The sequence below is a fragment of the Pseudomonas sp. W2I6 genome, from assembly GCF_030815935.1.
Taxonomy (GTDB): Bacteria; Pseudomonadota; Gammaproteobacteria; order Pseudomonadales; family Pseudomonadaceae; genus Aquipseudomonas.
Window position 1 is genome coordinate 1,136,333 of sequence record NZ_JAUSXJ010000001.1, and the last position, 18,921, is coordinate 1,155,253.

Genomic DNA, 18,921 nt, shown 5'->3' on the forward strand with positions numbered 1-18,921 from the left:
TTTTTTGTGCCTGGGATTTAGTGTTGTGCGCAGCGTCGCCTTGGTGTTCTGCAGGTGGAACGCTGTGGTCGCGCTGGCAGCGCATCGGCTCCTGCAGGCTCTATCTGGCAGTGATCGCCGTGGAGTGGCTTCAGTGAAGCTGAGCGGCGGCTAGCGGCCGTGCGGCGCAATGCCAACTCTCATCGAGTTACGCTCCAACTCTTTGAATATAAGTCAATACTTGGGCTGTTCAAATTCCTCCGGTCATGCTAAAACCTTCGAAGCGCTTTTCCTAGCTGCTTGAAAAAGAAGGGAAAAATATGACGAAGTCGGAGTTGATCGAACGAATTGTCACCCATCAAGGGCTGCTCTCATCCAAGGATGTGGAGCTGGCCATCAAGACCATGCTTGAGCAGATGTCCCAATGTCTGGCTACCGGCGATCGGATTGAAATTCGTGGGTTTGGTAGCTTCTCGCTGCACTATCGTGCGCCTCGTGTGGGTCGCAACCCAAAAACCGGGCAGTCCGTCAGCCTTGACGGCAAGTTCGTGCCTCATTTCAAGCCGGGCAAGGAATTGCGCGATCGGGTGAACGAAGACGAAGAAGAAAGCGTCTGAGTGTTTTTGGGGTAGGAGAAGGTTATGCGTGGGGTTAAGCGCGTTGTTCTGGTGCTGGCTATGCTAATTGTCGTGCTGGCAGTGTTGGGGTTCGTGCTGGAAAACCAGCAGGGCGCGTCTCTTTCATTCCTGGGTTGGGTGACCGGGCAGATGCCGGTGTCGGTGTTTGTGGTCGTGGCCTTGATAATTGGAATGCTGCTGGGCCCGCTGTTTAGTGTCATCGTTGGGTGGGGCCGACGTCAAAAGTCCATGCCCGCAAGGCGTGGGTAGAGCTTCCATGGTTATTGTGTCACTCGCGAGCCGTTCGTCGGATTTTTCTGGTGCGGTGCGCATCAGTTACGTCGAGTGATCGGCATGTGGTAAGTCCGGCGGTACCACTGACTATTGTCTCGCGGCTACGAAATTTGCTTTTCTGTCCTTCTCGGACGGCCTATATAAGGGTTGCCCCTATCTGTGCAGGAAGACTCCTACAGATATGTCAAGACTTGTAATATGTCAGTGAGATGGCAAAATGGAATCTGTTCTCGATAACAGGCATTTTGTGCGCTAAAGTCCGGCAGCGACGCTGGGTTTTTTCGGCCATATAACTAAAATAAAAATACACAATCTTGTCTGCATAACGAGCCCGCAGTTTCTCTTTGAAGGCAGGTTTTTGTTGTGAGTAGTAGCTTCCGTGCTCCCCCGGTTCGATCGTCCGACGAAATTGATTTTGTGCGACTTTTCGCGTCTGTCTGGCAACAAAAAAAACTTCTGCTTTTCGTCACTCTCGGGGCGGGATTGATTGCGGCGTCCTACGCATTTTTAGCTGCCCCTGTATATAAGGTCAGCACGGTTTTGCGGCCTGCGGCGATTAATGATTTGGATGCGCTAAATCGATCAGAGATATATCAGCTTCCTCCGGCTGACGCGCTCCTCAAAGTGGGCGCAGCGCTCGACTCTTATGATACGCGCCTGAGCTATTTCAAGAAAAACCAGAAGCTTTTCGAGAAATTTGTTCGTCCTGGGCAGACTCTGGAGCAGAGTTTTCAGGAGTTCAATCATGACTCTATTCGTTTGATTCTTCCTGATGCAGATAAGAAAAATTCGCTGAGTTCCTACATCAAGCTCGAGATGATGTATCCGAAAGGCGTCGACGGCGTCTCTATTCTTAATGGCTTTGTCGACTACGCTATCGAAAGTGAGCGCGAACGCGTCACGGCTGATTTGAATGTGATCGTTAAAAACCGTTTGAGGGAGCTTAAAGGCAAGCTCGATTCGGCTCGTTCAAACTACGATATTGAAAAAGAAGCCAAAATAGCGTCATTGCGAGAAGCTGACTCGTTGAAACGCGCGCAATTGCAGGATGAATTGAAGGCGCTGCGTTCGCAGTTGAAAACCTTGCGTAGCGACCGTATTGCTCAGCTGAATGAGGCTATAGGGATTGCCCGTTCCCTGGGCATTCAAAAGCCGGCTACGCCTTCTTCACTTGGTGAATCGGCCGTGACGAACGCTGGTAGCGTGATGCGTACTGAGGTGAACAACCAGCAGATCCCACTTTATTTTATGGGGGTAGATGCGCTTAAGGCTGAGCTTGCTGCATTGCAGTCACGCAAGTCGGATGATTTTACCGAGTCGCGCATCGCTCAAATCGCCAGGGAGCTTCAGTTGCTCGCATCCAACCGAGAGATTGAGGTCCTGGATGCTCGAAAAAATGAAGATATCTTTCTTGCGGGCGTTCAACCGTTGAGAACAGAGATTTTCCGTTTGAGTAGCCTGAATATCGACCTGGCGAAGCTGCGGCTGGTGAGTATTGACCAGCAGGCCCTTGAGCCGTTGGTTCCGTCGAGCCCGAATCGTCCATTGATCATTTTTCTTGGCCTGCTCCTGGGGGCGATTGTCGCGATTGGTATTGCGTTGGTCAGGCAGGCGTTACGTGCTGCTCGCGACAATGCAGAGCGCGATGGGCACGAGCCGGCAGGCTCACTTCTCCATTCGGTCGCTCAGTTGGATCGGCAACAAGAGCCTGGCAATAAGTTAAACCGAAAATAACTCCAAGGCCGTGAAGCTTTTGGCTTCACGCGTTTTCCCCTCGGGGCCGTATTTCTTGCTTTCATACGGAACCTGCATTACGTGCTTGCGCAACTGTGAACCGCCGAGGGGCATTCCTGGGTGGTTTCTCGGCTATCAAAAGTTACTAAGACTTTGCGTCGAGTCTTCATGGCGTTTCGGCATTTGATCTTTGTTTACTTGTGCGGGCGTCAAGCGTCCTGCACAGGTTTGTATTGTTGGTTTAATAGTTGATGGTGCACCGCCTAATACGGTTTGATGTGGATTTTTATGTGCGGTCTCCAGGTTAATGGCTTATGGCTAGTATTGGTTCGGAATTTGATAAGGGCGTACCGTTCGGCCAGGTCGGTCGTGCAGGGTGCGCCGGCGATTAGCAACGAGCTGCATGGCACAGTCGAGCGTGGGCCCAATTGCGATCTCGGATAGGTCGGGTTCCTGTGGGGCAATAACCAAAAGCCCAATTTCAATGAGAGGTTGCGACGCACCATTGCGGTGAAGCGGCTCACCGCAAATGTTGCGGTAAAACCTTGTCCTGTCCTGAACTGAGGGGGGGATGATGGGGTCTCATGGGGCGTGTGGTTGAGCCAGCCAGGCGTTATGTTGGCACGCTTGTTGATGATATGCTGCGCTGCAAAGCAGAGGCGGTTGCAGTTGGAGCGGCGAAAACTCGCTTGCGCGTAATCGGTAGGTCAGGCAGGGGCATGGCAGCGTTGCTGGTTTCCAGACTGATTCTCTGACTAAATAATGATATGGAATCGTTGGTAATCTAATGACTTTAAAGATCTTGAGTGTTTTCGGTACGCGACCGGAAGCTATAAAAATGGCTCCATTAGCTTTAGCGTTGAATGCAGATGAGCGTTTTGAGGCCAAAATCTGCGTCACGGGTCAACACCGTGAAATGCTGGATCAAGTGTTAGAGTTATTTAAACTTGAACCTGACTTTGATCTTAATATCATGAAGTCGGGTCAAGACCTTACCGACGTGACAACTGGTATTCTTCAGGGAATGAAAGAGGTCTTCCGGACTTATCGGCCGGATATTGTCTTGGTGCATGGTGATACCGCTACGACCTTTGCAACTACATTGGCGGCGTACTATCAGCAAATTCCTGTGGCTCATATCGAAGCTGGGCTTCGCACCGGAAATTTATATTCTCCCTGGCCGGAAGAGGCCAATCGAAAGTTGACGGGAGCACTCGCGCTTCTTCACTTCGCTCCTACTGAACGATCGCAACAGAATTTACTGCGTGAAGGGGTGTCACCTGACGCGATTCATGTGACTGGGAATACTGTAATCGACGCTCTGCTTGAGGTCGTACAGAAGCTCGAGACCAATGACCAGTTAAAACAGAAGTTCTCCGAGCAGTTCGCATTTTTACCTGCTCAACGCCGCGTCATCCTTGTGACAGGGCATCGGCGTGAAAGCTTCGGCGATGGATTCGAAAGGATCTGCAGTTCGTTGGCTTCGATTGCCCATGAGTTTGATGATGTGGAGATCGTGTACCCCGTTCATTTGAATCCAAATGTCCTGTGAACCGGTCAACCGTTTGTTGGCTGGTATAAAAAATATTCACCTCATCGAACCATTGGATTATCTACCTTTTGTCTATTTGATGAATCGGTCGTACTTGATTCTGACGGACTCCGGTGGTGTGCAGGAAGAGGCACCTTCTTTGGGCAAGCCCGTGCTGGTCATGCGGGACACTACCGAGCGGCCTGAGGCGATTGAGGCGGGTACCGTCAGATTGGTCGGTACAGAGAAGGACAAGATAGTTCACCACTTGCGTGAGCTTTTACTTGATCAGAAGGCTTACGAGGAGATGAGCGTTGCTCATAATCCTTATGGTGACGGTCACGCCTGCATGCGTATTGTTAATGCTCTAGCCACTTTCAAAAATTAAGGTTTGGTCATGGATTTTTCCACTATTTCTGTAATTGGTTTGGGCTATATCGGTTTGCCAACCGCAGCCGTTTTTGCTGCGCGAAAGTTAAAGGTCATTGGTGTCGACGTTAATCAAAAGGCCGTCGATACGATCAACGGCGGACAGATTCATATCGTTGAGCCTGATTTGGACATAGTCGTGCACGCGGCCGTGACCGAGGGGTATCTGCGCGCCAGTACACGACCTGAGCCGGCGGACGCCTTCTTGATTGCGGTGCCCACTCCTTTCAAGGATGGTCATGCTCCGGACCTTTCTTACATTGAGTCCGCAAGCAAATCCATTGCGCCAGTATTGAAAAAGGGTGATCTGGTCATCCTCGAGTCCACTTCTCCCGTGGGTGCGACTGAAAAGATGTCGGCATGGCTGGCTGAAGCACGCCCTGACCTGACGTTCCCGCAGACCCATGGCGAGGCGTCGGACATTCGCGTGGCTCACTGCCCTGAGCGCGTGCTTCCCGGCCACGTGTTGCGTGAGTTGGTACAGAATGATCGCGTCATCGGCGGGATGACCCCCAAGTGCTCAGAAGCCGCGACACGTCTGTATAAATTGTTTGTAGAGGGCGAGTGCATTATCACCAACGCCCGAACAGCAGAAATGTGCAAGTTGACCGAGAACAGCTTTCGCGATGTGAATATTGCCTTCGCGAACGAATTGTCGATGATATGCGATAAGTTCGATGTCGATGTGTGGGAGCTTATCAAGCTCGCCAACCGGCACCCTCGCGTCAATATCCTCCAACCAGGACCTGGCGTGGGTGGGCATTGCATCGCCGTCGACCCTTGGTTCATCGTGAGTCAGGCTGAAGGCCAGGCGAAACTGATCCAAACTGCACGTGAAGTCAATGACTCAAAACCGTCGTGGGTTATGGAGAAAGTTGATGCTGCTGTGGCCGATCATCTGTCGAGTCACCCCGGGAAGGCGGAAAAAGACATTGTTATCGCGTGCTTCGGCCTGGCATTCAAACCTGATATTGACGACCTGCGGGAAAGTCCATCTCTGGAAATTACGAAAAATATCTCAAGCCGGCACGCCGGGAAGGTTATTGTCGTAGAACCTAATATTGATTCTCTGCCTGCGACGTTGCCGAACGCTGAGTTGTGCACAATAGAAGAAGCGTTTGAGCGCGCGGATGTCTTGTTGTTACTGGTGGATCACAAGCCATTCAAAAGTGTTCCTTCTTCACTTCTCGAGGGTCGCCGGATTGTTGATACCCGGGGAATCTGGCTTGTATGAAAATTCTTCCGGTTATTATGTCTGGAGGCTCGGGAACGAGACTCTGGCCGCTTAGCAGAACTCTTTACCCGAAGCAGTTTCTGGCAATTTCGGGGCGGGAGACGTTGTTTCAGCAGGCGATTGCCCGACTGTTGAAGATTGACGGTCAAGGCTCGGATTTATTGGCTCCATGCATCGTTGCCAACGATGAGCATCGTTTCCTGTGTCTCGACCAGATCCGGGAAATGAACGTTTCTAAAGCTGTTGTCATTCTTGAACCGGTAGGACGCAATACGGCCCCTGCGCTTACGTTGGCGGCGCTTTATGCGCGCGATGAGGTGGGAGAGGAGATTGACCCGGTTCTGGTCGTTGTCCCGGCCGACCAGATGATTCTCGATATTCAAGCTTTTACTGACACGGTCAGTAAAGCGGTCGATGTTGCGAAAGACGGCAGCATTGTGATCTTGGGGATTACGCCTGATCGCCCTGAGACGGGTTATGGTTATATCCACTCGGCAGATCCCTCTACCGTCAAGAGGGTGGATGCGTTTGTTGAAAAGCCTGAGCGGACAACCGCAGAAAAATACCTGGAAGATGGAAGCTATTTCTGGAATAGCGGTATTTTTGTGCTGCGCGCGTCAGTATGGTTGAAAGCACTGGGCGCGTTCAGAAGTGACATCTTCGATGCCACTGAGGCCGCGTGGAAGGGCCGAGTTGAAGATAATGGGTTTATTCGACCACAACTTGACGCGTTTTCCCTGATACCGCCTGAGTCGATTGACTATGCCGTGATCGAGCATTGCGCGAAAACGCCTTCAGCTGGCCTGACGTTGAAAATGCTCACGATGGATGCCGGTTGGTCTGATCTTGGAGCATGGGATGCTGTTTGGCGTTCGAGTGAAAAGGACGAAAAACAAAACGCTACCCATGGCGACGTAATAATAGACTCCAGCTCCAATACATTGGTTTACGCCTCTCACCGTTTGGTAACGGCCGTGGGGCTTGAAAATATTGTTATCGTCGAGACGCCTGATGCCGTATTGGTTGCGGATAAAGATCGTAGCCAGGGTGTGAAGGCTATTGTCGAAGCGTTGAATATCAAGGCCAGGCCAGAATCAAAGCTTCATCGTCGTGTTCATCGCCCATGGGGCTGGTACGACAGCATAGATTCGGGCTCGCGCTTTCAGGTGAAGCGGATATTGGTGAAGCCGAAAGCAACCTTGAGTTTGCAGAAGCATTACCATCGGGCGGAGCATTGGATTGTTGTGTCTGGCACCGCTGAAGTCACCTGTGAAGATCGTGTTTTTCAGCTGAACGAAAACCAGAGTACTTATATCCCTATTGGCCATGTTCATCGCCTTTCCAATCCTGGCACCATTCCTCTTGAGATCATAGAGGTGCAGTCGGGAACGTACTTGGGTGAGGATGATATTGTTCGATTTGACGATACCTATGGACGTGTTTAAGGCTTAAATTTTTAGGAGTTGTACAGATGCAGAAGCATGCGCTGGTTACTGGTGTTACAGGTCAGGATGGGGCTTACCTTGTCGAACTGCTGCTGTCCAAGGGTTATAAGGTCTATGGCGCCTATCGCCGCACAAGTTCTGTAAGTTTCTGGCGATTAGAGGAACTTGGTGTTTTTGGGCATGATGATCTTCATCTTGTCGAATTTGATTTGACTGATCTCTCCGGAACTATTCGTTTAATTCAGAATTGCGCCCCGGACGAGGTTTATAACCTGGCGGCTCAAAGCTTCGTAGGCGTTTCCTTCGATCAGCCAATTACAACCGCGCAGATTACCGGAGTCGGTGCGCTTAATTTGCTCGAAGCGATCCGAATAGTAAATCCGAAGATTCGTTTTTATCAAGCTTCGACATCTGAAATGTTTGGGCTGGTACAGGCTGTTCCTCAATCTGAAAGCACGCCTTTCTACCCACGCAGCCCTTACGGTGTTGCGAAGTTGTTTGCGCATTGGACAACCATCAACTATCGCGAATCATATGATATTTTTGCCACCAGCGGCATTCTGTTCAATCATGAGTCTCCGCTGCGAGGAAAAGAGTTTGTTACTCGTAAAATTACCGATGCTGTCGCCAGTATCGAAATGGGCGAGCAGCAAGTGCTGGAACTCGGAAACATGGATGCCAAGCGAGACTGGGGTTTCGCTAAAGAGTATGTAGATGGCATGCACCGGATGTTGCAGATCGACACACCGGAAACATTTGTGCTTGCTACCAACCGTACTGAAACCGTTCGTGATTTTGTTGCCATGAGCTTCAAGGCCGTAGGGGTTGATATCGATTGGTCTGGAAGCGGCGAGAACGAATTCGGCGTTGACCGGCGTACCGGCATCACCCGGGTAAAAGTTAACCCACGCTTCTATCGACCCGCGGAAGTCGAGTTGTTGATTGGCGACGCTTCGTTTGCAAAAGAGCGGTTAGGCTGGAAACCAGAAACGACGCTGGAGCAACTGTGCCAGCTGATGGTTGAAGCTGACTTGAGAAGGGTTCGCAATGGCACTTCAAAGTAAAGATCGGACAGTACTGATTACAGGGCTCTCGGGTTTTACTGGAAAGCATTTGGCGCAAAGCCTCACCAAGGCCGGCTGGCGGGTTGCCGGCCTTGGTGGGGAGCGCCTGGCCTGTGAGTTTGACCACTTGGATGCGGACCTGAATGACACGGCGCGACTCAGTGGTTGGATAAAGCAGGTTCAGCCCACCCATGTCATTCACTTGGCCGCGCTGGCGCATGTCACCAGCAGCGATGCCTTGTCATATTACCGAGTCAATGTATTGGGTACAGAAAGCCTTCTTAATGCGATTAAGGAGGCTGAGGTGGTCGTTGAAAAAATCATCATTGCGAGCAGTGCAAACATTTACGGGAACGCTATTTCATCGCCCATTTCAGAAAGCAGTGAACCGCAGCCCGTTAATCATTACGCACTGAGCAAGCTGACGATGGAGGCCCTTGTCCGCAAGTGGTTTTCTCGTATGCCTATATTGGTGGTACGGCCATTCAATTACACTGGACCCGGCCAATCGGAGTCATTCGTTTTCTCCAAGATCGTGGGCGCATTTGCCCGTGGAGAAAAGGAGCTCAGATTGGGCAATCTGGATGTATCCCGCGACTTGTCTGATGTCGGTTTTGTGGTGGAGGCCTATTCAAGGCTGTTGACGTCCAATCAACGTGGTGAGTTTATAAATATCTGCTCGGGGCGCAGCATTTCCTTACTGAGCGTGATTGATGAAATGGAACAGATTGCAGGTTATCGGCCAACGATAACAGTTGATCCTGCCTTTGTCAGGGAAGATGAAGTTAAAGAGCTTTATGGTAGTCCGGCTAAGCTCTTTGATGTGGTAGGTGAAATTAATGTGCCTAGTTTGCACGATACATTGCTGTCAATGTATCAGCAGAAGGCACGTGTTTAATACGGTTGGCAAGTAACGGGTTGGTGCACTGTGCGTATATGTTTTTTTGCTAATATGTCCGCTCACGCTAATTGGCGCGAGATGTTTGATAAAGTTGAGTTTTATCGGGTTGATATTCGAATTCTCAAGGAGCTCGGACACGAAGTCGTTCTGTCTGGGACGCCGGGCACTCTAGATTGGAAGGCCGATCTCTATTTTTGCTGGTGGTGGGGGCATTCACCATTTCCGTTGCTCGCCGGAAAGCTACGTCGTCGTCCGGTGATCGTAACTGGCGCTTTTGACTACTCCACCTGCAGGAAGGAAATTCCGGGTCTTTGCTATCTGGATCGCCCATTATGGCAGAAGGCGGTACTGCGCACCTCGTTGTTATTAGCCGATCGAAACTTGTTTATCTCACGCTCCGAGTGTGAAGAGGTTACATCTAACCTGCCGGTTAGGAACCCGGTGTACGCGACGCTGGCGATTGATACGGATTACTATTCTCCTGGCGAGCTTTCAGCGGTCGAATCGGATTATTTTTTTACAGTGACCTGGACAAGTCGTACAAACGCCATTCGTAAGGGACTCATTCCGACGATAGAAGCGTTCGCAAAAGTTTCGTCTCATTCAAGTCATCTTCGACTTGTCGTTGCTGGTAAGCACGGCGATTACCTGCAGGAACTAAAAGATTTGGCGCAGCGCCTGGGTGTAGCAGACAAGGTGGAGTTTGTCGGGATGATTTCCGATGAGGAGAAATTGCATCATTACAGGAATTGCCTGGCTTATGTTCAACCGACACTCTATGAAGGTTTTGGACATGCGATCGGCGAAGCGCTGGCGTGTGGCGCGCGGGTAATCACCTCGCCACGGGGCGCGGTGCCGGAAGTCGCAGGCGACTTCGCTTACTGGGTTCAGCCAGATAGCCAGGAGGAAATTGCAGCGGCCATGGCGGCAGTTGTGGCGACACCGGTTTGTGCTGAAGACGCCAAAGCCAGGCATCAGTGGATTTCCTCGAATTATTCCATCGCGGCCCGTCGTGTGGCGCTTAAGAGTGTTCTGGATTCCTTATCACCGGTGAAATAAATGAGAGCGTCGTTGAGAATATTTATAAAGGTTGATGGCGGTACCGTGTGTTGAATCGTCTGATCGGCATGTTTGAGAACTCAAAGCTTTTGCAGCTTATTGTTATTACGGCCTGTATTCAGGGTGGCGTAATAATAAGTCAGTTTTTAATCACGCCTTGGGTTGATCCTTCAGTGGTCGGTACGGTGCGCTCGCTGGAAACAATTATCGCACTGGTGGTACTTGCGGGCAGTTTGGGCATGCAGAGTATCGCTATCCGCGACACCGCGGCGAGCAATGGTGTTTTTCACCAAAGTGAAGTGCTTCGCCAGGTTTTTTTGTTAGTTGCGATGGCTTCAGGTGTAGTGATCTCAGGGGTATATATAGCGCATGAGTTTTTATTCACTTCAGTGATCAGTTCATATGTTTTTAATGCCTGTGGCCTGGTCCTGCTAACTAATCTGCTTCGTGTGACTACGGGATTTGCCCAAGGTGCGAAGGCAATGCGCGAAATCTATTTCGTGCTGATGCTGGTTACGTCCATTGGCGTTATTATGCATGTTGTATTGACGAAACTGTTTGGCATCAAAGGGTGGATGGTCGCTCGTTACATTGGAGAGTTTTCCTGTCTTGCTGCGATATGGTGGAAGCTACGAGCTCATATTGTGCTGGCGTTGGATTTTCGTTGTGTGAATCGCAGCGCATTGGTGGCTAGCGCCAAGTCCGGGGCGATTAACAATGCAGGTCTATTTGTTCGTTTGTTAGTGGACAGTTTGCCTGTTTTGATGTTGACCGCCTATCATGTAAAAGCTGATGAAATTGGATTTTTTGGTATTGCCATATTGAGTCTCATACTTGGTTTACTTCCGTTGGCAATAATTGCGCAAAGGGCGTTGCCGGACTTGGTAGAAGTAATCAATAATAAAAGTGAGCTCCGCGACAGGTATCACGCACTTTCCAAAAGCATGTTGAAGATTTCGTCTACGGTTGCACTGTTGCTAATTTCAGTCTCTACAGTGTGGGCGTTGTTTGTTGGTGGTGCTTATAAGCAGACCGCGATCTATGTAATTGTGCTGGCATTGACCCTGCCGTTGAAGGCCGTTGCACTTACGAGCGGTACGCTACTGGTCGCGTTGCGTATTTTTGGTTTGAGCCTCAAAACCAATATCGTCGAAGGCTTGTTTGTTTTTTTGATTCTATACGTAGGTATCCCCATTTTGGGTGCTTGGTCTGGAGTCCTGGGATATTTCGTTGGTGCTGCGTTATCCTCAGTACTTCTCCTGGTTGCGGTGAGAGCCCGCCTCGCTGAATTATGATCCAAGAGGTGAAAACGTTGGAAAATAAATATACAGAGCAAGAGGGCTTGTTACCCAAACCAGGGAAAGGGGTTTTCGATTGTTTTAGTTTTGGTTTTTTCTTTCTGGTTATATGGTTCGCAGGTGTCATCGTCCCTCTGTATCCCTTTATCATGGGGTTTGACGGGTTTACTCAATATTGGGAGTATCCTTTTTTCGATAAGGACAGCTCTATAGGTTATGCAGTTTTACTGTATGCCGGGACGTTGATTTTCGTTTTGATGGGGTGCTGGCTGGGGCGAAAAACTTATCTTAGTTTTCCCGGTAGAACTCGCAACATCGTAAGCTCAAGGATTTTTTTTCAAAGGGCAGTTATATTTACCTTGGTGGCGTTGCTAGGATTTTTAACTATTCTTTTTATTCTGGGGGGGATATCCGGTTTGCTTCAGGGCGCCAGTGATCGGATAAGGGCGTTTGCAGGGTTAAACGGCCTGTTTCTTCTGGAAAACCTGATGCTTTCTGTCTCGCTTGCCTGGTTCATACGTTTGACGCGTAGTGGAAAAAAATCACGTGCCGAGCGTTTTTGTTTCTGGCTGTACTTTTTGGGCGGGTTATTTATTTGTGCGCTTCAAGGGCAGAAGTCAACAATCTTCATTATCATATTGTCGTTGATTATAGTCCGGCACTATCGTGTCAAGCGTGTCAACCTCGTAAAAGGTGCTGTGCTCGGCGCAGTAATGTTTGTTTCTCTGATGGCTTACCACTTGTTTAAGCAAGAGTATCTCGCAACAGGTAAGTTTTATTTTGTCGACGAAAATCAAGGTGTCTTTTTATCGTTTGTTCATTTTTTAGCGATACAGTTCACGGGTAATTTGATGCAGTTGCAAACAATGACCGTGCTCATAGACGCTATGCCACAGAAGCTAGAGTGGCAAAACGGTTCAATGCTGCTGATGGTCGTATTGATCTTGTTACCTTCGGGGCTTTTTCCTGACAAGCCGCTCACCACTGCCGGCGTATTTACAAGTGCTTTTTGGCCAGATAAATGGCTCACGGAAGGAACGACATTGCCGCCGGGTATATTTGGCGAGATTTATATGAATTTTGGCACCTTAGGCGTATTGTTCGGCGGCTTTTTTATCGGGCTTATAGGTGGGCGGCTTTATGGCGCAGTCGTCTATAACCCTAAAAGTGATAGAGCATTGGGTATCTATGCATTGGCAGTCGCATCCATGCTTCATTTTTTTCGTGGGGAACTGGCTTCGGTCGTTCTTCTCATGGCGTCTATATCGCTTCCTTTTTTATTCTTGAGCTCAAAGCGCGAAGAGCCAGTCAATAACCCAATCTAGAGAAACTGATATGTGCGGAATTTTGGGCTACATTCACAACGGAACGCGGGAATCTATTGACTTCTCTTCAGCGCTTTCGTTTATTCGACGTCGTGGGCCTGATGATCAAGGCGTCTGGGCCGATACCGACGTTGGTGTATGGTTGGGCCAGGTGCGCCTTTCCATTCTCGATACCACTTCCGCCGGTCACCAACCCATGGTCTCTGCCGATGGGCGAGTGGTCATGGTGTTTAACGGTGAAATCTATAACTTTCGGGAGTTAAGGGCTCATCTCGAAGCGGCGGGTGATCATTTTTCCAGCCAGTCCGACTCCGAAGTATTGCTCGCACTGTTCTGTCGTTATGGGATTGAGTGTTTAAACCGCTTGAACGGGATTTTCGCGGTCGTATTCTGGGAACGCGACACTGAAACGCTTTGGGTGGCTCGAGATCAGATGGGCGTCAAACCCCTCTATATCCATTCCAGTGATGGTTGTTTTGCATTTTCAAGTGAAATGAAGGGCTTGATCCGAGGCGGCTTCAGTAAAACTGAAATCGACCCGCAAGCCGTACTCGCGCATCTTGGTTTTCTCTGGTCGCCGGGTGATCGGACGATCGTGCGGGATATCAAAAAGGTTTTACCTGGCCAAGCGTTATGCGTCCGTAATGGGCATATCGAGAAGAGCTGGTTTTACTACGAACTGCCGATTTCCGAGAAACCCCTGACGAAAACGGTTGCTGATGTCGCTGTTGATGTCGCCGATGCCGTCAGGACTGCCGTCCAGCGTCAGTTGGTGTCTGACGTACCCTTGGGTTCATTCTTGTCAGGCGGCTTGGACTCCAGTGCCATCGTCGCGTTTGCAGCGCAGGAAATGCGCGATAAGGGGCGGTTGCAGTGCTTCAGTATCCGTGTAGACAACGGCTCCACTGCGAACGAGGGGTTCGCCGATGACCTTCCGTACGCACAGCGCGTTGCCAAGCATCTGGATGTCGACCTGCATGTCGTAGGCGTCGGCGATGAGATGATGGATCGTCTGCCTGAAATGGTTTATCTGCTCGATGAACCTACGCCGGATCCGGCGGCGCTGAATGCGTTGTTCATCTCGGAACTGGCAAGCCAGAACGGCATCAAGGTTCTGCTGTCGGGTGCCGGGGGAGATGATATTTTCACGGGCTATCGTCGTCATTTCGCGTTGGCGCAAGAGCGTTGGTGGGGCGGAATGCCTCGACCGCTGCGTTCGGTTTTGGCCAGCAGTTCAAACCTGCTTCCTGCATCCTCTCCGCTGTCTCGTCGTCTCGGGAAGGCTTTTCGCTATGCGGACTTGCCTGCTGATGATCGCTTGATCAGTTATTTCCTCTGGCTTGAACCTGAACAGGCGTATGGCCTGTTGGCGCCAGACTTGCGACGCCAGCTGGCGGCCGATGATCTGTTTGCGCCGATGCGAGAAACACTTTCGCGGCTGCCTTCGGATGCCACGCCCCTTGATAAAATGCTCACCCTGGAGTGCAAGCATTTTCTCACCGATCACAATCTCAACTACACCGACAAGATGGGTATGGCGACGGGCGTTGAAGTGCGTGTGCCGCTGCTGGATCTTGACCTGGTCCGCCTGGCTGGCTCATTGCCATCGGATATCAAGCAAAAAGGCCGGGAAGGGAAATGGATTTTCAAGAAGGCCATGGAACCCTATCTGCCTCACGACGTCATCTACCGGCCCAAGACGGGCTTCGGTGTACCGCTTCGCAACTGGTTGCAAGGACGCCTGAAGCCTTTGGTCGATGAGGTGCTTTCTCCTGCATCCCTGCTGAAAAGGGGGATATTCGATCCCAAAGCGGTGGCGCATCTGGTCGAAGCAGATCGTTCAGGCCGGATAGACGCTGCTTATACGTTGTTTGGCATCGTTTGCATGGAACTCTGGTGCAAACAGTATCTGGACGGCGATTTCGCCCTCGACGGTTGAGTGGGCGGCGACGCCACGGCCTTATCCGATGGTAGGATACATAGCTCTATACAAGTTTCTCAGTGATGAGTGAATTTTTAACTTTATTGGTGTGAATGCATGAAGCAGGTTGTTCAGAACATGGCTAGCGGTGAGACGTCATTGGTTAATGCACCCGCTCCCGCCGTTCGTAGTGGCACGCTAAAGATCCATACAACCAATACGCTGATTTCTGCCGGCACGGAACGCATGCTGGTAGGGTTTGGCCGTGCCAACTGGTTGGAAAAAGCTCGCCAGCAACCTGACAAGGTCCGCATGGTTCTGCAAAAGGTCCAGACCGATGGCTTGGCGACAACGGTGGAAGCCGTTCGCTCGAAGCTTGCGCAGCCGTTGCCGCTTGGATACTGCAACGTGGGTGTTGTGGGTGCCGTGGGCAATGATGTGTCCGGGTTCAAGCCGGGCGACCGTGTGGTTTCCAATGGTCCTCATGCCGATATCGTTGTTGTTCCCAAGAATCTGTGTGCCTTGATTCCGGACTCGGTCAGCGACGAAGCCGCTTCGTTTACCGTGCTTGCCAGCATCGGCTTGCAGGGCATTCGTCTGGCTCAGCCGACATTGGGGGAAACCTTTGTAGTCACCGGCGTAGGCCTGATCGGACTGATGACGGTCCAGCTCCTGCGGGCTCAAGGCTGCCGGGTACTTGCCGTTGACTTCGATGAGCAAAAGCTGGCATTGGCTCGCAGTTATGGCGCCGAAACCTGCAACCCCGGCAAGGGCGAAGATGTTGTTTCGGCGGGAATGACATTCAGCCGCGGAAGAGGGGTGGATGGCGTCATCATTACGGCGTCGACCAAGTCGTCCGACCCGGTCACCCAGGCGGCACACATGTGCCGTAAGCGTGGGCGCATTGTTCTGGTAGGGGTAACCGGGCTTGAGTTGAGTCGAGCCGACTTCTATGAGAAGGAACTGACATTCCAGGTTTCATGTTCTTACGGGCCCGGGCGCTACGATCCGAGTTACGAAGATCAAGGCAACGACTTCCCGATAGGTTTCGTTCGCTGGACTGAGCAGCGCAACTTCGAAGCCGTCCTGGACATGCTCGCCAGCGGCCAATTGGAGGTCAACTCGTTGATCTCCCATCGGGTTGCATTCGAAGACGCCGCGGATGCCTATCAGACGCTTACGACGGATAATTCGGCGCTGGGCATCATTCTTCAGTACACCTCGGGAGAGACCGAGCGAAACATCAAGGAAGTGGTGCTGGCACCTGGTGCGGTAGCCAGTTTCGACCCGGTCAAACCCGTGGTGGGCTTCATCGGTGCAGGAAACTATGCATCAAGAATGCTGATACCGGCATTCAAGGCCGCAGGGGCTCAGTTCCATACGATTGTGACTGCCGGTGGCATCAACGGTGTAATACACGGCAGCAAGGCCGGATTTGCACAAGCCTCGACTGATATCAGTGCGATGCTTGGCGAGAGCACGATCAACACTGTTGCAATTGTCACCCGGCACGACAGCCATGCCCGTTTTGTCGCGCAAGCGCTGGAGGCGGGTAAACATGTGTTCGTCGAAAAGCCATTGGCAATTGAAGCCCAGGATCTGGCAACGGTTGAAGAGGCCTATCGAAAGGCTGTCGAACAAGGGCTCAAGCCACATTTGATGGTGGGGTTCAATCGACGCTTTTCGCCGCAGGTGCAAAAGATGAAGGCGTTGCTCTCGGCTGTAAAAGAGCCCAAGTCTTTCATCATGACGATGAATGCCGGAGCGATTCCCGCAAATCACTGGACCCAGGACCCGTCAGTCGGCGGTGGGCGCATTATTGGCGAAGCGTGTCATTTCATCGACCTAATGCGTTTTCTCGCGGGCAGCAAAATTGTTTCGATCCAGGCCCGCAGAATGGGCGATACGCCTGCTGTTGCCATTACGGAAGATAAAGCGGCGATCACCCTGGGGTTTGAGGATGGCTCTTTCGGCACCATCCTCTATCTGGCCAATGGCGCTTCAAGCTTTCCAAAAGAGCGAGTTGAAGTTTTCGCTGCCGGACGCGTCCTGCAACTGGATAACTTCCGCAAGTTGAAGGGTTTCGGCTGGCCGGGCTTCAGCAAGCTGAATCTCTGGAAACAGAACAAGGGGCAAAGCGAGTGCGCTGCAGCTTTCCTGGCAGCGGTGCAAAACGGGGCGGTCACGCCGATCACTTCCGATGAGATTTTCGAAGTGGCGCGCGTGAGCATTGAAGTTGCCCGGATTCTGCGCGAGCAATGAGCCTTCTTCTTGTTAAAGCCAAAACTGCGATAGCTCTCGGTTTTGGCAATCTGGCGCGTGCATTGACGTATCGGCTCGGGGTCAAGACTGGCTTGAACCCGGTCCGACGCCTTCGGGCTGAAATTCCTCAAGGCCCGTTTTTTGCGGAAAGTGCGAGGCAGGCCGGCTCGTTGCCATGTGCGTCCCAATGGGATTCCCAGGTCCGGTATTTCGGGTTCTGGGAGTGCCCGGTATCGGACGCACCCCCTGACTGGCATTTGAATCCGCTGAATGGAGTTCGAGTGCCTGATCCCGGCCGGGAATGGTGGCGGATTCCTGATTTTGATGCCGCTGTCGGTGATATCAAGAATATCTGGGAAGCTTCGCGATTTGACTGGACGTTGGTCTTTGCCCAGAAGTCCTGTGTTGGCGGGTCTTCAGGGACGGCGCAGTTAAACGGTTGGTTGACGGATTGGTGTGTCAACAATCCTCCCTATTGCGGTCCGAACTGGAAGTGCGGTCAGGAGGCGTCCATTCGTGTCCTGCACCTGGCGATGAGTTCGGTCATTGTCGAACAGTTTGCCAACCCGTTGCCGGGGCTTGTGGATCTGGTCCGACTGCACCTCAAGCGTATCGAGCCGACGCTGAGCTATGCGATGGCTCAGGACAATAACCACGGGACTTCCGAGGCGGCTGCACTTTTTGTCGGCGGCAGTTGGTTGACCTCAAGCGGTTGCCCCGAGGGCGAACGCTGGCAGCGATTGGGGCGCAAATGGCTCGAAAACCGGGCCGCTCGGCTGATCGAGCAAGATGGCAGTTTCAGCCAGTACTCCGTCAATTATCATCGGGTGATGCTCGACACATTTTCCATGGTTGAAATCTGGAGAAACAAGCTGGGGCTCCCGGCGTTCTCCGCCACTTTCCAACTCAGGGCTCGCACAGCCGCGCATTGGTTATTTTCGTTGGTCGACGAGCACACTGGAGATGCTCCGAACATTGGCGCAAATGATGGTGCCCGGCTGCTGCCACTGACGGATACGGACTATCGCGACTTCAGGCCTTCGGTCCAGTTGTCCATGGCGTTGTTTGCCGGAAAGAGAGCCTATGAGGCGGCAGGTGAATGGGATTTGCCACTGCAATGGCTGCTGCTGCCCGGCCCATCGGCGGTAGCGGAGCGTCCAGCTAGCCAGCTGTTTGATCAGGGTGGTTATGCATTGTTGCGGCGTGAACAAACCTTCGCTGTATTGCGCTACCCGCGCTTCCGGTTTCGCCCCAGCCAGGCCGATGCCCTGCATGTGGATCTATGGCGTGCAGGCATTAACCTGCTCCGGGATGCAGGTACCTTCAGCTACAACACCTCTGCCCAGTGGCTGAGTTATTTTCCGGGTACCGCCAGCCACAACACCCTTCAATTTGATGGGCGAGACCAGATGCCGAGGCTCAGCCGGTTTCTGTTCGGGGAGTGGTTGCGTACGCACCAGGTCGAAAGCCTGGTTGAGCAGGCTGGAACAAGCGCCTGCGGCGCCACGTATATCGACGGTAACGGCGTCCGTCATAAGCGGCATGTGAGCCTGAGCGACACCGGCATGCTGGTCAGGGATGAATTTAGCGGATTCAAGGATCGTGCAGTTCTACGCTGGCGTTTGCAGCCGGGGGACTGGCGGCTTGAGGGCGACGTCCTGACCAACGGCTCCCATCGATTGTCGGTTGCAGGCAGCATGCCTATCGTGCGACGAGCGCTCGTCCAGGGTTGGGAGTCTCGTTACTACTTACAAAAAACTGAAGTGCCGGTGCTTGAGGTTGAGGTGACTTCGGCGGGCGTTTTGACTACGGAGTATCACTGGTAGAC

The 18,921-nt window shown here is 51.8% G+C and carries 13 protein-coding genes and 1 pseudogene; all 14 read left to right on the forward strand.

Annotated features, from left to right (window positions below; translation table 11 throughout):
- The first annotated feature begins 299 nt into the window (after positions 1-299).
- The 14 genes and pseudogenes from ihfB to QF039_RS05440 all read left to right on the forward strand — a co-directional run bounded on the left by ihfB (position 300) and on the right by QF039_RS05440 (position 18,919).
- Positions 300-596 (forward strand): integration host factor subunit beta, encoded by a 297-nt coding sequence (ihfB, locus tag QF039_RS05375; protein ID WP_008437689.1) that lies wholly within the window; start codon positions 300-302, stop codon positions 594-596.
- Between the two features lie 24 nt (positions 597-620).
- Positions 621-866: a lipopolysaccharide assembly protein LapA domain-containing protein gene (locus QF039_RS05380; protein WP_008437692.1), complete on the forward strand. Its 246-nt coding sequence runs from the start codon at positions 621-623 to the stop codon at positions 864-866.
- A 387-nt stretch (positions 867-1,253) separates the two neighbouring features.
- Positions 1,254-2,624 carry a Wzz/FepE/Etk N-terminal domain-containing protein gene (locus QF039_RS05385; RefSeq protein ID WP_177019490.1) on the forward strand — a complete coding sequence of 457 codons (1,371 nt, stop codon included), beginning with the start codon at positions 1,254-1,256 and terminating at the stop codon, positions 2,622-2,624.
- Between the two features lie 787 nt (positions 2,625-3,411).
- Positions 3,412-4,543 (forward strand): annotated as a pseudogene (gene wecB, locus QF039_RS05390) (non-hydrolyzing UDP-N-acetylglucosamine 2-epimerase).
- A 9-nt stretch (positions 4,544-4,552) separates the two neighbouring features.
- Positions 4,553-5,818, forward strand: a complete 1,266-nt coding sequence (wecC, locus tag QF039_RS05395; RefSeq protein ID WP_307517118.1) for a UDP-N-acetyl-D-mannosamine dehydrogenase — start codon at positions 4,553-4,555, stop codon at positions 5,816-5,818.
- Entirely contained in the window at positions 5,815-7,263 is a 1,449-nt protein-coding gene (locus QF039_RS05400) for a mannose-1-phosphate guanylyltransferase/mannose-6-phosphate isomerase (protein ID WP_008437697.1), read from the forward strand. Before wecC ends, QF039_RS05400 begins: the two co-directional genes overlap by 4 nt.
- A gap of 26 nt (positions 7,264-7,289) precedes the next feature.
- Positions 7,290-8,327 (forward strand): GDP-mannose 4,6-dehydratase, encoded by a 1,038-nt coding sequence (gene gmd / locus QF039_RS05405; protein WP_008437698.1) that lies wholly within the window; start codon positions 7,290-7,292, stop codon positions 8,325-8,327.
- Positions 8,311-9,225 carry a GDP-mannose 4,6-dehydratase gene (locus tag QF039_RS05410; protein ID WP_008437699.1) on the forward strand — a complete coding sequence of 305 codons (915 nt, stop codon included), beginning with the start codon at positions 8,311-8,313 and terminating at the stop codon, positions 9,223-9,225. The genes gmd and QF039_RS05410 overlap by 17 nt, the downstream gene beginning before the upstream one ends.
- Positions 9,226-9,306: 81 nt before the next feature.
- Positions 9,307-10,287 (forward strand): glycosyltransferase, encoded by a 981-nt coding sequence (locus QF039_RS05415; RefSeq protein WP_238544257.1) that lies wholly within the window; start codon positions 9,307-9,309, stop codon positions 10,285-10,287.
- A 47-nt stretch (positions 10,288-10,334) separates the two neighbouring features.
- Positions 10,335-11,582, forward strand: a complete 1,248-nt coding sequence (locus QF039_RS05420; protein ID WP_008437701.1) for a lipopolysaccharide biosynthesis protein — start codon at positions 10,335-10,337, stop codon at positions 11,580-11,582.
- A gap of 8 nt (positions 11,583-11,590) precedes the next feature.
- Positions 11,591-12,910 carry an oligosaccharide repeat unit polymerase gene (locus QF039_RS05425; protein ID WP_238544258.1) on the forward strand — a complete coding sequence of 440 codons (1,320 nt, stop codon included), beginning with the start codon at positions 11,591-11,593 and terminating at the stop codon, positions 12,908-12,910.
- Between the two features lie 10 nt (positions 12,911-12,920).
- Positions 12,921-14,849: an asparagine synthase (glutamine-hydrolyzing) gene (gene asnB / locus QF039_RS05430; protein ID WP_102368426.1), complete on the forward strand. Its 1,929-nt coding sequence runs from the start codon at positions 12,921-12,923 to the stop codon at positions 14,847-14,849.
- Positions 14,850-14,948: 99 nt separating this feature from the next.
- Positions 14,949-17,093: a bi-domain-containing oxidoreductase gene (locus QF039_RS05435; protein WP_307517119.1), complete on the forward strand. Its 2,145-nt coding sequence runs from the start codon at positions 14,949-14,951 to the stop codon at positions 17,091-17,093.
- A 281-nt stretch (positions 17,094-17,374) separates the two neighbouring features.
- Positions 17,375-18,919 carry a heparinase II/III-family protein gene (locus tag QF039_RS05440; protein ID WP_307517120.1) on the forward strand — a complete coding sequence of 515 codons (1,545 nt, stop codon included), beginning with the start codon at positions 17,375-17,377 and terminating at the stop codon, positions 18,917-18,919.
- Positions 18,920-18,921 lie beyond the last annotated feature (2 nt).

Bases quoted from the DNA above. Each gene is read 5' to 3' on its own strand.
- ihfB (WP_008437689.1), top strand. From the start codon at position 300: ATGACGAAGTCGGAGTTGATCGAACGAATTGTCACCCATCAAGGGCTG.
- QF039_RS05380 (WP_008437692.1), top strand. From the start codon at position 621: ATGCGTGGGGTTAAGCGCGTTGTTCTGGTGCTGGCTATGCTAATTGTC.
- wecC (WP_307517118.1), top strand. From the start codon at position 4,553: ATGGATTTTTCCACTATTTCTGTAATTGGTTTGGGCTATATCGGTTTG.
- QF039_RS05400 (WP_008437697.1), top strand. From the start codon at position 5,815: ATGAAAATTCTTCCGGTTATTATGTCTGGAGGCTCGGGAACGAGACTC.
- gmd (WP_008437698.1), top strand. From the start codon at position 7,290: ATGCAGAAGCATGCGCTGGTTACTGGTGTTACAGGTCAGGATGGGGCT.
- QF039_RS05410 (WP_008437699.1), top strand. From the start codon at position 8,311: ATGGCACTTCAAAGTAAAGATCGGACAGTACTGATTACAGGGCTCTCG.
- QF039_RS05415 (WP_238544257.1), top strand. From the start codon at position 9,307: ATGTTTGATAAAGTTGAGTTTTATCGGGTTGATATTCGAATTCTCAAG.
- asnB (WP_102368426.1), top strand. From the start codon at position 12,921: ATGTGCGGAATTTTGGGCTACATTCACAACGGAACGCGGGAATCTATT.
- QF039_RS05435 (WP_307517119.1), top strand. From the start codon at position 14,949: ATGAAGCAGGTTGTTCAGAACATGGCTAGCGGTGAGACGTCATTGGTT.